The organism is Pseudomonas corni, assembly GCF_057128765.1.
Genome location: NZ_JBSKHW010000012.1, coordinates 49,729 through 64,254, shown reverse-complemented (window position 1 = coordinate 64,254; position 14,526 = coordinate 49,729). Strand labels below are relative to the sequence as shown.

The window sequence follows — 14,526 nt, the reverse complement described above, 5'->3', positions numbered from 1 at the left end:
TCATTCGCGAGATGCCGGTACATCCGACGCAGTCTCTACGGACGTACTGCCGCTTCGCAAATAAATTCGCTCCTACAGAGTGGGTGCGCTTACAACATCAACGGCGCCCGCTCGCACAGCTTGTTCAGCGCCGCCGCCCAGTTTGGGTCGTCGTTCAGGCATGGAATAAGCACCAGCTCTTCTCCGCCCGCTTCCTTGAACTGCTCCGCGCCGCGATCGCCGATTTCTTCCAGCGTCTCGATGCAGTCCGCGACAAACGCCGGGCACATTACCAGCAACTTTTTCACACCTTGAGCGGCCAGTTCGGCGAGATGCGCTTCGGTGTAGGGTTCGATCCACTTGGCGCGACCCAGACGCGACTGGAACGACACCGACCACTTGCCATCAGGAATCCCCGCCAACCGCGCGAATTCGGAAGCGGACCGAATGCATTGCGCCCGATAGCAGGTAGCGATAACCGCAGGCGACGCGTTCTGGCAGCAATTGGCGTCTTTGAAGCAGTGATTGCCCGTCGGGTCGAGTTTGGTCAGGTGACGTTCCGGCAAACCGTGAAAACTCAGCAGCAAATGGTCGTGCGACTGCTCCAGATGCGGCCGGACGTTGTCCACCAGCGCTTGAAGGTATTCCGGCTGGTCGTAGAACGGCTGCAACACCGAAAACTTAACGTTGAGCTTGCGCTCACGTACCACCCGTTTTGCCTCTTCAATCACCGTAGTCACAGTACTGTCAGCGAACTGCGGGTAGACCGGTGCAAGGGTAACTTTCCTGATGCCTTGGGCGCTGAGTTTCTTCAGAACGGTGTCGATGGAGGGCTCGCCGTAACGCATCGCCAGTTCGACCGGGCCAGCAGTCCATTCTTTGGACATCGCTTGCTGAAGTCGTTTGCTCAAAACCACCAACGGCGAACCGCCCTCCCACCAGATCGAGGCATAAGCGTGGGCAGATTGCTTGGGGCGATTGATCAAAATCAGTGAAACGATCAGCCGCCGAAGTGGCCACGGCACATCGATCACGTAGGGGTCCATCAGAAACTGGTTGAGGTAGCGACGCACGTCCGCTACCTCAGTAGATGCCGGCGAACCCAGGTTAACCAGCAGCAAAGCGTGATCGGTCATGCAACACCTTAAAAGTCAGTGGCGGCGCAGAAGATTGTCCAGAGCCGCGCGCAGATCAGTGAATCGGAAAGTAAAGCCGGCCGCTTGAAGTCGCGAGGGCCGAGCACGCTGTCCGCCCAGCAGCAATATTGATAGCTCGCCCATCAACAGGCGCAAGGCGACAGCAGGCATTGGCATAAAAGAGGGACGGTGCAGAATCGTGGCCAGGGTCTTGGCAAAGTCACGGTTGCGTACCGGTGACGGCGCGCAAACATTATAGGGACCTTGGGCGTCTTCCCGGTTTAACAGAAAATCAATGGCGGCGATTTGATCGTCGATATGGACCCAGGGCATCCACTGCCGACCGTTACCAATCGGCCCGCCCATACCGAGCTTGAAAGGTGGCAGCAGACGTTGCAAAAAGCCGCCCTCATTGGCCAGCACCAGCCCGGTTCGAACCAGCACCACACGAATACCTGCAGCCTGAGCTCGCACGGCAGTCTCTTCCCACGCGATGCACAAACGGCTGGCAAAGTCTTCGCTGACAGGGGGAGACTCTTCGTCTAGTTCGCGCTCGCCGCCGTCGCCGTACCAGCCAACCGCCGAGCCAGAGATCATCACCGCAGGCTTTTGCTCGCGACGCTCAAGCCAGGTGATGAGTTGCTCGGTGAGAGTGATGCGACTGTCCCATAACAGCGCTTTGCGCTTGCGGGTCCAGGGCCGGTCGGCAATCGGCGCACCGGCCAGGTTGACCACTGCGTCTACCATTTGGGCACCGATGTCATCCGGATGAGCGATGCCGCGCACGCCGACGCCGCATAGCTTCGCGACCTCCTCAGGCCGGCGGCTCCAGACTGTCAATTGATGCCCTTGACTGAGCCAGTGACGGCAAAGCCTGCGTCCTATCAATCCTGTACCGCCGGTCAGCAATATGTGCATGACTGAGTTCCTCGCGTGGCTTTCGTCGCAGTTCAGTGGTCTATTTTTCATATGATTGGCGCTTTGAATCAAAGCGCACAGTTGAACCATAGGCCACGCTATAGAGAACGGCGCCAGCGCTACTCGTTCGAACAGTTGAAGCTTTTTGCGAGCGGCGCCAGAGTTGCATGAAGCGTGCAGCGGCGTTAAGGCCTTCGTCGTAGAAGGCGCCAAGTTATACCGAAAAACAATATTGTACAGGTTTTAACTACGGCGTAGTCTGTGCAGACAAGGTAACGAGGCCCCTATGACTGTACCTATCGCAATCATCGGTACCGGCATCGCCGGACTCTCCGCTGCCCGCGCACTGCATGCTGCGGGGCACACCATCCATCTTTTCGACAAGAGCCGCGGCAGCGGCGGACGCATGTCCAGCAAACGCAGCGATGCGGGTGCACTGGACATGGGCGCGCAATATTTCACCGCTCGCGACCGTCGTTTTGCTGCCATCGTCCAGCAGTGGCAAGCCGACGGCCATGTCGCCGAATGGAAGCCACTGCTCTATAACTTCCATGGCGGACAGCTGAGCCTGTCGCCTGACGAGCAAGTGCGCTGGGTGGGCAAGCCCCGTATGAGCGCCATTACCCGCGCCATGCTGGGCGATATGCCGGTTACGTTCTCGTGTCGCATCACCGAAGTCTTTCGTGGCGAGGAACACTGGAACCTGCTGGATGAAGACGGCCGAAGTCATGGCCCTTTCAGTCAGGTCGTGATCGCCGTACCCGCGCCACAAGCAACCACCCTGCTGGCCGCCGCCCCCAAACTGGCGAGCGTGGTTGCCGGTGTGAAAATGGAGCCAACCTGGGCCGTCGCCCTGGCGTTCGAGACCCCGCTTGATACTCAGCTCGAAGGCTGCTTCGTCCAGGACAGCCCAATCGACTGGCTGGCTCGCAACCGCAGTAAACCCGGGCGCGACAGCAAGATGGACACCTGGGTGCTGCACGCGACTAGCGCCTGGAGCCGGCAACATCTGGACATGCCAAAAGAGCAGGTCATCGATCAGTTGCATGGTGCTTTTGCCGAGTTGATGAACTGCGCAATACCGGCGCCAGCGTTCACCCTCGCCCACCGCTGGCTGTACGCACGGCCTGCCGGCGCGCGCGAGGTAGGTGCATTGTCCGATCCGGATCTGGGCCTGTATGTGTGCGGCGACTGGTGTTTGTCCGGACGCGTCGAAGGTGCATGGCTCAGCGGCCAAGAAGCCGCGCGACGTTTGCTCGAGCACCTCAAGTGAACCGACTTAATCCGCGCAAACTGCTGCTGTCAAAGTGGACGGCAGCCAGCCCTCAGAACCGGGAAAAACACTTCCTCGTGACCGAGCTTTTCTGCGACGAAGAAGGCACGGTGCTGGAAATAGAACTGCAGGCCGTGATGACCAAACGCGCACAACGCTTCGCTTGGCAGGCGTTGCAGGATGATGGGGCGTGGCGGATGGGGTGGAAGTAAGCGTCACGCCACATCCCTGCCTCCTGTAGCAGCGAACTTGTTCGCCAAGCGTTTCCCCTGACTCACTGCATAGCCCGGCTCGCCAACAAGTTGGCTCCTACAGGGGTTCGGCATTCTCCCGGCACGGCCTCTCACCCTGTAGGAGCGAACTTGTTCGCGAAGCGTTTCCCCTGACTCACTGCATAGCCCGGCTCGCCAACAAGTTGGCTCCTACAGTGGGTCGGCATTCTCCCGGCACGGCCTCTCACCCTGTAGGAGCGAACTTGTTCGCGAAGCGTTTCCCCTGACTCACTGCATAGCCCGGCTCGCCAACAAGTTGGCTCCTACAGTGGGTCGGCATTCTCCCGGCACGGCCTCTCACCCTGTAGGAGCGAACTTGTTCGCGAAGCGTTTTCCCTGATTCGCCGCGTACCCTCCCTCCCCAACGAGTTGGCTCCTACAGAAAGCGAATATTCATTCCTACGACAAAACCTGTACAAATAATTTGACTTGTACAAGCACAAACCTATGATGAACAGAAGTTGTACAGACAAAACATCCTGTACAAGCAGTTCACAGAGGTTTTGCCATGTCCACGTCAGCACATACGCCCGAAATCTCCCAGGCTTCCAAGCCAAAGCTTGGCATCAGCGCGTGTTTGCTGGGCGTTGAGGTTCGCTACAACGGCGGGCACAAGCTCTCGCATCTTTGCAGCGACGCACTGAGCCAGTATTTCGATTTCATTCCGGCGTGCCCGGAAGTGGCCATCGGCATGGGGATCCCGCGTCAGGCCATCCGTTTGGTGGGGGACGTGGATCGGCCCCAAGCCGTTGGCTCAGTCAACAGCGAACTCAATGTTACCCAGGCGCTGGCCGAGTACGGCGAACACATGGCCACGCAGATGAACGATCTCTGCGGCTACATCTTCATGCAGAAATCGCCTTCCTGCGGGCTGGAACGGGTAAAAGTCTATCGCGAAAACGGTGCTCCGCAGGACGGCGGCGGTACCGGCATTTATGCCCGCGCTTTCTGCGATCGCCATCCCGACTTGCCGGTGGAAGAAGACGGCCGCCTGAATGACCCCGTCCTGCGGGAAAACTTCATCACCCGGGTCTACGCCTATGCCGCCTGGCAGGCGCTGCGCCAAAGCGGCATCACCCGCCGCTCGCTGACTGAATTTCACTCGCGCTACAAATATCAGTTGATGGCCAATGATCCGGTGCAATACCGAGCGCTGGGCAACCTGCTCGGCACCATGGGCAAAACCGATCCCAACGAGATCGCCCCTCGCTATTTCAGTGAGCTGATGAGTGCGCTGAAAAAACCGGCCACCCGCCGCACACACACCAATGTGCTGCAACACCTGTGCGGCTACTTGCGCAAAACCATCGGCGCCGAAGACAAGCAGGAAATCCAGGCCGTCATAGATCAATACCATCAGGGCATCGTGCCATTGGTGGTGCCGCTGACGCTGCTCAAACACCATTTCCGCCAACACCCCGATCCATATGTCGCGCTTCAGGTTTACCTGCAACCGCACCCGGAAAACCTCAGCCTGCGGAATGCGATTTAAACCATGACCATCTCTGACCTTGTGTCCCCAGAGGACGAAGATCCCACCGCCGGCGCTGGTGACTTGGCCAATGGCTGGCTGCCCATCCGCGAAATCGCCAGGCTCACGGGCGTCAATGCCGTGACCCTTCGCGCCTGGGAGCGGCGTTATGGCCTGATCGTGCCGCACCGCACGCCCAAGGGGCATCGGCTTTATTCAACCGAACACGTTCAGCGGGTGCAGGCCATTGTGACCTGGCTCAATCGCGGGGTTTCAGTCAGTCAGGTCAAGCAACTGCTCGACACCCATCAGACCCCGCCGACCACGCCACAAAGCGATTGGGACGCACTGCGCCAGACCTTGCAGCAAGCCATCAGCGAGTTGGCCGAACGGCGCGTCGATGAGATGTTCAATCAAGCGATGTCGCTTTATCCGCCTCGTACCCTGTGCGAGCAGCTGATGTTGCCGCTGCTGGCATCCCTCGAACAGCGCTGGCAGGGCCAGTTCGGGGCACAACTGGAGCGGGTGTTCTTCTATTCGTGGCTGCGCAGCAAATTGGGCGCCCGCCTTTATCACAACAACCGGCAACTCAGCGGCGCCCCGGTTTTGCTGGTTAATCAGTCGGACTTGCCCCTTGAGCCGCACCTATGGCTGACCGCCTGGCTGGTCAGCAGCGCCGACTGCCCGGTGGAGGTCTTCGATTGGCCGTTGCCGGTGGGCGAACTGGCACTGGCCTGTGAATACCTCAAGCCTCGCGCCGTGCTGCTGTATTCCAGCAAATCCCTGAACGTGTCGCAGCTGCCGCGACTGTTCAACAACGTGGCCTGCCCTATCGTCCTGACCGGACCAACGGTACGCATCCATTCGGCGGAGTTGTCCGTATCAGTTAATGAGGCACCCGGGATCACCCTCGCCGAAGACCCGCTGGCGGCCCAAATTGCACTGCAGCGTCTTGGGCTTATTTAAGGAATGAACATGCAATTGATATGGCTGCGCAGCGATTTGCGCGTTCACGACAACACGGCTCTCGCCGCTGCCATGGAGCAGGGGCCTACGGTGGCCGTGTATGTGATCAGCCCAGGACAATGGAGCAGTCACGATGACGCTGCCTGCAAGGTCGATTTCTGGCTACGCAATCTGGTGGAGCTGAAAACAGCGCTGAGCAAGCTCAACGTGCCGCTGCTGATCGTCTATGCAGACATGTGGGACAAAGTCCCCGCCGTGCTGTTGAAGCTGTGCAAACAACATGCAATCGAAAAAGTCCACGTCAACGAAGAGTATGGGATCAACGAAACCCGTCGCGATGACGAGGTGCAGGCAGCATTAGGTGAGGCTGGCGTGCATTTCCAGAGTCACCTGGATCAGCTCTTTTTCAAGCCCGGTAGCGTGCTGACCAAGACGGGCAGCTACTTCAAAGTCTTCACTCAGTTCCGCAAGGTCTGTTATTCGCGCCTGCATCACGGCGTACCACCGCTGGTACGTCTGCCGGGCAAACAGAAACCCCTGCACATCGCCAGCGACGACATTCCCGATCAGGTGAAGGGCTTCGCCACGCCGCCTGACTCGCTGCGCAAGCTTTGGCCAGCAGGCGAGGACGAAGCAAGCAAGCGTCTGGAGACCTTCGCCGACGCGCAGATCGAGCATTATCTCGATGAACGTGATTTCCCGGCAAAACCCGGTACCAGTCGGCTATCGGCTTACCTCGCTGCCGGGGTGATTTCCCCTCGTCAGTGCCTGCACGCAGCGCTGAGCAGTAACCAAGGCGAATTCGAAACCGGTAACGCTGGCTCGATCACCTGGATCAATGAGCTGCTGTGGCGCGAGTTCTACAAACACATACTGACCGGCTTCCCAAGAGTGTCGCGTCATCGCGCCTTCCGCCCCGATACCGAAGCAGTCAAATGGCGCCAGTCAGCCAAAGACCTCGAAGCGTGGCAGCAAGGCCGAACAGGCTTTCCAATTGTGGACGCAGCGATGCGCCAGTTGCTGGAAACTGGCTGGATGCATAACCGGCTGCGCATGGTCGTGGCGATGTTTTTCAGCAAGAACCTGCTGCTCGACTGGCGCGATGGCGAACGCTTTTTCATGCAACACCTGATCGATGGCGACTTGTCCGCTAACAATGGGGGCTGGCAGTGGAGTTCATCGACCGGCACTGACTCATCGCCCTACTTCCGGATTTTCAACCCCATCAGCCAGTCCGAACGCTTCGACCCCCAGGGTGTGTTCATCAAGCACTGGGTACCGGAACTGTCGGCGATGAACAAAAAAGACATTCACAACCCGGTGGCACAGGGCGGGTTGTTCGGCGACGACCAATATCCGGCGCCCATCGTTGACCTGAAGAGCAGCCGAGCGCGCGCTTTGGCTGCGTTCAAGTCCCTGCCTCATCTTCAAGCTGCGAGCGAAAGCCATGACTGAATTCCTTCGTGAGTTTGCCAAGGGCTTTGCTTCCCTGGACAAAAACAACCTGCAGCGCCTGCCCGAGCTGTACAGCTACGACATTGCATTCGCTGATCCGATGCATGAAGTCCAGGGCTTGAGTGATCTGCACGTCTATTTCGCTGAGTTGTACGCCAACGTCCAGCACCTGAAGTTCGATTTTCATGCTTTCGATCAAGTGCGCGAGGGCAAAGGCTATTTACGCTGGACGATGAACTACTCGCACCCGCGCTTGAATGGCGGCAAGACGATTCAGGTTCAGGGCTGCTCGCATTTGCTGTGGAGCGACAACCGAGTGTTTCAGCACCGCGATTTCTTCGACGCGGGCGCAATGCTTTACGAGCATCTGCCAATCATGGGCAGGGCGATCCGCTGGCTAAAAGGAAGATTGGCATGAACCGACGTATCTGGCTTACCGGTGCAAGCAGCGGAATCGGTCTGGTATTGGCTGAGCAATTGCTCAAGGCCGGTCACCGGCTGGCGCTCACCGCACGCTCTCTGGAGCCGCTCGAAGCGCTGGATAAACGCTTCCCTAACCAGGTGCTGCTGGTGCCCGGCGACATTGATGATGGCGAGCAAGTCAGCGCCATTGGCAATCGCATCGCCGAGATCTGGGGCGCGCTGGATACCGTGATTCTCAACGCGGGAACCTGTGAATACATCGACGCCCGACAGTTCGATGCGGCGATGATGGAGCGCGTTATACACACCAATCTGATCGCGACCTCCTACTGCATTCAAGAGGCGCTGATCCTTTTGCGTCTGGGCCATCGTCCCCACATGGTGGGCGTGGCGAGTTCGGTGGCGTTCCTGCCGCTGACCCGCTCCGAGGCGTACGGCGCGTCAAAAGCTGGCTTGCGCTATCTGTATCAGTCGTTGCGCATCGATGTGGCGGAAGAAGGCATTGACGTGACGATCGTAAGCCCTGGGTTTGTCGACACGCCATTGACGGCAAAAAACGACTTTCCGATGCCGATGCGCTGGTCCGCCGAGAAAGCCGGGCGCTATATTTTTGAACGCCTGGAAGTGGCGCGTCGCCCACTGGAAATCTCGTTTCCCTGGGCATTCATCACTGTGCTCAAAATGTTGGCGCTATTGCCGGAGCGTGCCCAGCTCGCCATCGGCAAACGCATGACCCGTTCTGCCAGTGAAACATCCGGCAAACAGGGGAGCGTGCAATGAAGATTGCGATTATCGGCAGCGGCATATCAGGGCTCACCAGCGCCTGGCTGCTGAATCGCAATCACGACATCACTGTCTTTGAGTCCGAGAGCTGGGTTGGGGGGCATACCCATACGGTCAACGTTTCGGTCAACGGCAAGACCCACGCTATCGATACCGGCTTTATTGTCTTCAATGACTGGACCTACCCCAATTTCATCCGCCTGATGGGCAAGCTCGGCGTGGCGTTCAAATCCACCGAAATGAGCTTCTCGGTCAGCGACCCGCAATCGCGCACCGAGTACAACGGCAACAACCTTAATAGCTTGTTTGCTCAACGCAGCAATCTGTTGTCACCCAGCTTTTGGGGCATGTTGCGCGACATCATGCGCTTCAATAAACAAGCGTTGAATGACCTGCAACACGAGCGTATCGCTGCCGACACAACGCTGGGCGATTACCTGAAATCCGGTGGCTATGGCCGACGCTTCACCGAGCATTACATCGTACCCATGGGCGCGGCGATCTGGTCGATGTCACTGGCGGACATGCTGGCGTTTCCGCTGCAATTCTTTGTGCGCTTCTTCAAGAACCATGGGCTGTTGTCAGTCAGCAATCGTCCGCAATGGTGCGTAATCGAAGGCGGTTCAAGCAGCTACATTGCCCCGCTGACCGCGTCGTTCAAACAGCGGATTCGCGTGGATTGCCCGGTTTACCGAGTCGAGCGCGATGAAGATGGCGTCGTGATTCACAGCAGTGCCGGCAGCGAACGCTTCGATAAGGTGATCTTCGCCTGCCACAGCGATCAGGCGCTGGCGATGCTGGCCGAGCCAAGCGTTGCCGAACAGGAAATCCTCGGCGCCCTGCCCTACGCCGATAACGATGTGGTGTTGCACACCGATGCCAGCTTGTTGCCTGAGCGCGAACTGGCCTGGGCCAGCTGGAACTATCGATTGGGCGGCGGCGGTGATCAGTCGGCGGCAGTGACCTACGCAATGAACATCCTGCAAGGCCTGGACAGCGAAACGACGTTTTGTGTCAGCCTCAATCAGACGCCCTCCATCGACCCTTCGAAAATTCTCGCCCGCTACCGCTACGCGCACCCGCAATACAGCTTGAAGGGGATCGCCGCGCAAGAACGCTGGCAGGAAGTTCACGGCCAACAACACACCTATTACTGCGGTGCCTATTGGGCCAGCGGGTTTCATGAAGATGGAGTGGTCAGCGCCTTGCGTGTTGCGTCGGCGTTCGGAGAAACCCTGTGAACAGCGCCCTCTACAGTGGCGTCATCAGCCACCGGCGGTTCTCGCCCAAGGCTCATGGGTTCAGTTATCGCATCGGGATGTTGTACCTGGATCTCGAAGAACAGGACGCTGTGCTCCAAATGTCGCCGCTGGCCGGGGAAAGCCGCTTTGCGCCGTTTTCGTTTCGCCCCAGTGATTACTTGCGCCAGTACACCGGACGCGGCATTTCTCTGATCGGCGCTGTGCGCTCCATCGTCAGTGAAGCATTGGGCCGCGCCCCGCTCGGGCGCATTTGTCTGCTGACTCAAGCACGCAGTTGGGGGCTGTCGTTCAATCCGGTGAGCTTTTTTTACTGCTTTGAGCGCGACGGTTCGCTGGCCGCCATTCTGTGCGAAGTCACTAACACGCCCTGGCGCGAGCGCTATCACTACGTGCTCCCGGCTTCGGATGAAGGCCACCAGCACTTCGCGGTAGCCAAGGCGTTTCATGTGTCGCCATTTCTACCGCGCGACCTCGAATACCGCATGAGTTTCAGCCAGCCCGCCGAGCGTCTAGGCGTACACATGGCGGACTGGCAAGGCGAGCTTAAGGTGTTCGACGCCACCCTTAATCTGCAACGCCAACCGCTCAGCAGAACTGCGCTGCATCGGCATTTGCTCAGTTTCCCGTGGATGACAGCCAAGACGTGCGCAGCGATCTACTGGCAAGCGGTTCGCCTGTTCGTTAAACGTATGCCGATTTTTTCCCATCAGGCCGCCGATGGCGACTTCAGCACTGCCGCCGCGCAAAACAAGGATCGACGCCATGAAAAGCAGTAGCGTTATCGCCGGTCTCGGCACCAATAATTTCACCGCAGGCATTTTGCGACGCGGTGTTCTGCGCCAGCTTTCGCACCTGCGCCACGGGCAATTAGTGGTCATCGAAGGCGACGAGCGTCGCGTGTTCGGCACCGCTGGCGCGAAGGTCCAAGGTGAAATCCACATCCAGGATTCGGCTATATGGGGCTTGGTTGCCAGTAATGGCTCGATCGGGGCGGGTGAGGCTTTCATTCATGGTTACTGGACCAGCCCGGACCTGACGGCCGTGATTCGTGTGTTCGTCAGCAATCTCGACGTGCTGGATGCACTCGAAGGGGGCCTGGCACGGCTCGGCCGGCCTTTTGTTCAGGCGCTGCACTGGCTCAATCGCAACACCCGTGAAGGCTCGCAAAAGAACATCGCCGCGCACTACGATTTGGGCAACGATCTGTTCGAGCAATTTCTCGACCCGACCATGATGTATTCCGCCGCGCAGTTCTTGAGTCCCGACGACACGCTGGAACAGGCGCAACTGAACAAGCTGGAACGCATCTGCCAGAAGCTTGCGCTCAAGCCCACTGATCATTTGCTGGAAATCGGCACCGGTTGGGGCAGCATGGCGATCTATGCCGCGCAACATTACGGCTGCCGGGTGACCACCACCACGCTCTCCAAAGAGCAGTTTGCGTACACCGAAAAGCGTGTCGTTGAACTCGGCCTCCAAGACCGCATCACCCTCAAGCTTGAGGACTATCGCGACCTGAAAGGCGAGTACGACAAGCTGGTCTCCATCGAGATGATCGAGGCCGTGGGCCACCGGTTTCTGCCGACGTATTTCAAACAGTGCACGCAGTTGCTCAAGAGCAATGGGTTGATGCTGATCCAGGCAATCACCATTCGTGAGCAACGCCACGAGCAGGCGAAACGCAGCGTCGACTTCATTCAGCGTTACATTTTCCCCGGAGGCGCACTTCCCTCGGTCGCTGGCATGCTCGACATCGTCGGGCGCGATACAGACATGAACCTGCTGCACATGGAAGATTTCGGCCTGCATTACGCGCGCACATTGCGCCTGTGGCATGACAACTTCCGTCACGCCCATGGTTATCTGGCAGAACTTGGCTACGACGATTACTTCCTGCGTTTGTGGGAGTTTTACCTGTGCTACTGCGAGGGTGGATTTCTGGAGCGCACCATCGGCACGGCGCAATTGTTGCTGGCCAAGCCTCAGGCGATGCCGGAACCACTATTGGGTCGTTTTGATGCGTAGCGTTGCCGCCAAACGCATCATCAATGCGGTGCTGTTTCAGCTGGGCTGGTTTGCCTGCGTGTTGGGCGGCAATGCTTTTGGACTGGTCGCCACGCTTGCGATCATCGCGGCCCACCTGGCGCTGATCGGGTCGTGGCGAACCGAAGGCAAGCTGGTGATCGTGGTGTTCGCACTGGGCTCGGCACTGGACAGCGCGCTGCTCAAGCTCGGTGTTTTTGATTTCGGCGATGCCAGCGTGCTGATTCCGTTATGGCTGGCGTTGCTGTGGGCTTTGCTTGCGACCACGCTGGATCATTGCCTGGCGTGGTCAGCGCGGCCCTGGTGGCTGGCCAGCGTACTCGGCGCGATTGGTGGCCCGCTCTCGTATTTTGCAGGCACGAAGATGGCGGCGGTCTCCATGCCGCTGGGGTTCTGGCCGAGCATGCTGATATTGGCCGCGGTGTGGGCGGTGGTGTTTCCGTGCCTGCATTGGCTGGCGAGGTATTTCCGCGCATCCCCGATGGCGAAACATTAACTCTATCGTCCAGTAGCCAAGAAACCTGTAGGAGCTGCCGAGGTTACGAAGGCTGCGATGAGGTGTGTCAGGTGTACCGAAATCGCATCCCCGCGATGCTCGGCGGCTTCCAGCAAGTTCGTAGTCCGGCGATCGCCTGTCAGATCAACGCCCCCTATCCTGGCCGCTGCTTTACACTGCCGCCCATGACGCCAATTCCAGTTTTCCAAATCCCAGCCGAACCTGACGTGACCTGCTCGACCTGCGCGGCCTGCTGCTGCCAGCTGGAAGTCATGTTGATCACAGACACCGGCGTGCCCGAACGTTTTATCGATACCGATGACTGGGGCGGTGAAGTGATGCTGCGTCTGGACGACGGCTGGTGCGCGGCGCTGGATCGCGACACGATGATGTGCACCATTTACGACAGACGCCCGCTGATTTGCCGGGAGTTCGAAATGGGTGCACCGGAATGCCTGGTGGAGCGGGAAGGGATTTTGACGGCGTATCGATAATTACGCTGTAGGAGAGCGCTTGCCCGCGAACGCGTCGTGTCAGGCACTCATTTGATTGCTGACATATTGCAATCGCGGGCAAGCGCGCTCCTACAGAAGAAGCATTCGCTCTTAGAACGGCATGGTGTAGTGCAGGGCGTAGCTCTCAATACCGTCGTTGTTGGTAGTCATGCCACCGTTAGAGTAGTGAGTCGCACGAATCCCGACTTCATGACCACCGGCAAAGCGCAGACCGAAACCGAAGCGGTCTTCGAACTGAAACGCACTGCCCAACTTGTTGCCTTCAACTTCGGTGCGCTGAAACACCGCGACACCAATACCCGCCTCGATGTAAGGCTTCACATTCTCGCCGGAGAATTCGTAAACGAATACCGGGGAGAAAGACAGGCTGTTGTTACTGGAATTCTTGTCGCCTTCCCAGTAAGTGTAAGCCCCGCTCCAGTAGCCGGTCAGACGGCCGACACCGGTCTGCCACCAGCTTTTGTCCCAATCAAATTGCGCGCCCAAGCGATAGGTCATCGTCGATTCGCCGGTTTCCCCAACCGAGAATTCAACACCATCAGCCTGTGCAATCGCACTTTGCCCCGTTAAAACGGCCGCAATCGCAGCCAAACAAAACAGTCGCTTCATCTGAAACATCCTATTTTCGAGTGCAGTAATCGGATTTTTTTATCTAAAACAGACTTCCTGTAGAAATCTGCCGCTGAATATTAGTTCAGCGAAAAACAGTGGCTTTCACGTTTTTTTCACGAGGTGAAGCTTCGCACACTGTCAGACATTTCCCATAGTACCGGTAGGATGTTTCTGAAATTATCTGGGTCGCCACTCGTCCAGAATTGGGCAGGTTGTGCGGGACCACACCCAATCAGATCGTTTTGAATAAGCAAACTCTTCAATTGACGGGCGACCGCGCCGCCGGTATCGATCAGGGTGATCGACGCGGGCACCATCTCTCGCAGCAGTGGTTTGAGAAATGGATAGTGCGTGCAGCCAAGAATGATCGTGTCGCAGCCCGCCGCCAGCAGCGGTTCGACATAGCCCTGGAGCAGGTGGCGAATGGTAGGGCTGGTCAAGTCACCGGTTTCGATCAGTTCAACCAGCCCCGGGCAAGGCTGTGTGACGACTTGAATGTCAGCGGCGAAGCGGTCCAGCAAGGCGGCGAATTTCGCACTTTGCAAGGTGCCAGTCGTGGCCAGCACGCCGACGACGCCGCTGCGAGTCGCGGCAGCTGCGGGCTTGACCGCAGGCTCCATGCCAACGATTGGCCAGTCCGGATAACGCTCACGAAGATCAGCCACGCCCGCAACGGTCGCTGTGTTGCAGGCCAGGACCAAAGCCTTCGCCCCTTGGGCACGAAAAAACTCGGCCATAACCACGCAGCGCTCGCGAATGAACTCCGCTGTTTTTTCGCCGTAAGGAATATGGCCGCAGTCTGCGACGTACAACATGGATTCATTGGGCAGCAAGTGGTAAATCTCGCGCAGAACCGACAGCCCACCCACACCGGAATCAAATACGCCGACAGGCGCGTCGCTGGCCCTAGACATATTTGCCA

The 14,526-nt window shown here is 58.3% G+C and carries 16 protein-coding genes; 12 read left to right on the top strand and 4 right to left on the bottom strand.

Annotated features, from left to right (window positions below):
* Positions 1-89: 89 nt before the first annotated feature.
* Together hemH and ACWKV9_RS18595 are read right to left on the bottom strand one after the other, a co-directional pair.
* Positions 90-1,115 (bottom strand): ferrochelatase, encoded by a 1,026-nt coding sequence (gene hemH / locus ACWKV9_RS18600; protein WP_483837598.1) that lies wholly within the window; start codon positions 1,113-1,115, stop codon positions 90-92.
* Positions 1,116-1,130: 15 nt separating this feature from the next.
* A complete protein-coding gene (locus ACWKV9_RS18595; RefSeq protein WP_483837597.1) occupies positions 1,131-2,033 on the bottom strand; it encodes a TIGR01777 family oxidoreductase in 903 nt (300 codons plus the stop codon).
* 286 nt (positions 2,034-2,319) lie between these two features.
* On the opposite strand from ACWKV9_RS18595, the gene ACWKV9_RS18590 reads away from it, so the two are divergent.
* The 12 genes from ACWKV9_RS18590 (at position 2,320) to ACWKV9_RS18535 (ending at position 12,971) form a co-directional block, all read left to right on the top strand.
* Positions 2,320-3,306 carry an NAD(P)/FAD-dependent oxidoreductase gene (locus tag ACWKV9_RS18590; RefSeq protein WP_483837596.1) on the top strand — a complete coding sequence of 329 codons (987 nt, stop codon included), beginning with the start codon at positions 2,320-2,322 and terminating at the stop codon, positions 3,304-3,306.
* Entirely contained in the window at positions 3,303-3,518 is a 216-nt protein-coding gene (locus tag ACWKV9_RS18585; protein WP_483837595.1) for a TIGR02450 family Trp-rich protein, read from the top strand. Before ACWKV9_RS18590 ends, ACWKV9_RS18585 begins: the two co-directional genes overlap by 4 nt.
* Positions 3,519-4,086: 568 nt before the next feature.
* Positions 4,087-5,070, top strand: coding sequence for a YbgA family protein (locus ACWKV9_RS18580; protein WP_483837594.1), 984 nt, complete (start codon positions 4,087-4,089; stop codon positions 5,068-5,070).
* A gap of 3 nt (positions 5,071-5,073) precedes the next feature.
* On the top strand, positions 5,074-6,015 hold the full coding sequence (locus tag ACWKV9_RS18575; RefSeq protein ID WP_483837593.1) for a MerR family transcriptional regulator: 942 nt from the start codon (positions 5,074-5,076) through the stop codon (positions 6,013-6,015).
* 9 nt (positions 6,016-6,024) lie between these two features.
* Positions 6,025-7,470, top strand: coding sequence for a deoxyribodipyrimidine photo-lyase (gene phrB / locus ACWKV9_RS18570; protein WP_483837592.1), 1,446 nt, complete (start codon positions 6,025-6,027; stop codon positions 7,468-7,470).
* Positions 7,463-7,888: a nuclear transport factor 2 family protein gene (locus tag ACWKV9_RS18565; protein ID WP_483837591.1), complete on the top strand. Its 426-nt coding sequence runs from the start codon at positions 7,463-7,465 to the stop codon at positions 7,886-7,888. The genes phrB and ACWKV9_RS18565 overlap by 8 nt, the downstream gene beginning before the upstream one ends.
* Entirely contained in the window at positions 7,885-8,673 is a 789-nt protein-coding gene (locus tag ACWKV9_RS18560; protein WP_483837590.1) for an SDR family NAD(P)-dependent oxidoreductase, read from the top strand. The genes ACWKV9_RS18565 and ACWKV9_RS18560 overlap by 4 nt, the downstream gene beginning before the upstream one ends.
* Positions 8,670-9,917 (top strand): NAD(P)/FAD-dependent oxidoreductase, encoded by a 1,248-nt coding sequence (locus ACWKV9_RS18555; RefSeq protein WP_483837589.1) that lies wholly within the window; start codon positions 8,670-8,672, stop codon positions 9,915-9,917. Before ACWKV9_RS18560 ends, ACWKV9_RS18555 begins: the two co-directional genes overlap by 4 nt.
* Positions 9,914-10,714: a DUF1365 domain-containing protein gene (locus ACWKV9_RS18550; protein ID WP_483837588.1), complete on the top strand. Its 801-nt coding sequence runs from the start codon at positions 9,914-9,916 to the stop codon at positions 10,712-10,714. The genes ACWKV9_RS18555 and ACWKV9_RS18550 overlap by 4 nt, the downstream gene beginning before the upstream one ends.
* On the top strand, positions 10,701-11,963 hold the full coding sequence (locus ACWKV9_RS18545; protein ID WP_483837587.1) for a class I SAM-dependent methyltransferase: 1,263 nt from the start codon (positions 10,701-10,703) through the stop codon (positions 11,961-11,963). The genes ACWKV9_RS18550 and ACWKV9_RS18545 overlap by 14 nt, the downstream gene beginning before the upstream one ends.
* Complete coding sequence (locus tag ACWKV9_RS18540) at positions 11,956-12,477, top strand: DUF2878 domain-containing protein (protein WP_483837586.1); 522 nt, start codon at positions 11,956-11,958, stop codon at positions 12,475-12,477. The genes ACWKV9_RS18545 and ACWKV9_RS18540 overlap by 8 nt, the downstream gene beginning before the upstream one ends.
* 185 nt (positions 12,478-12,662) lie before the next feature.
* On the top strand, positions 12,663-12,971 hold the full coding sequence (locus ACWKV9_RS18535) for a YkgJ family cysteine cluster protein (RefSeq protein ID WP_483837732.1): 309 nt from the start codon (positions 12,663-12,665) through the stop codon (positions 12,969-12,971).
* 111 nt (positions 12,972-13,082) lie between these two features.
* Here ACWKV9_RS18535 and ACWKV9_RS18530 read toward each other — a convergent pair whose 3' ends face one another.
* Together ACWKV9_RS18530 and murI are read right to left on the bottom strand one after the other, a co-directional pair.
* Positions 13,083-13,601, bottom strand: a complete 519-nt coding sequence (locus ACWKV9_RS18530) for an acyloxyacyl hydrolase (RefSeq protein ID WP_483837585.1) — start codon at positions 13,599-13,601, stop codon at positions 13,083-13,085.
* A gap of 116 nt (positions 13,602-13,717) precedes the next feature.
* Positions 13,718-14,518, bottom strand: a complete 801-nt coding sequence (gene murI / locus ACWKV9_RS18525) for a glutamate racemase (protein ID WP_483837584.1) — start codon at positions 14,516-14,518, stop codon at positions 13,718-13,720.
* Between the last annotated feature and the right edge of the window lie 8 nt (positions 14,519-14,526).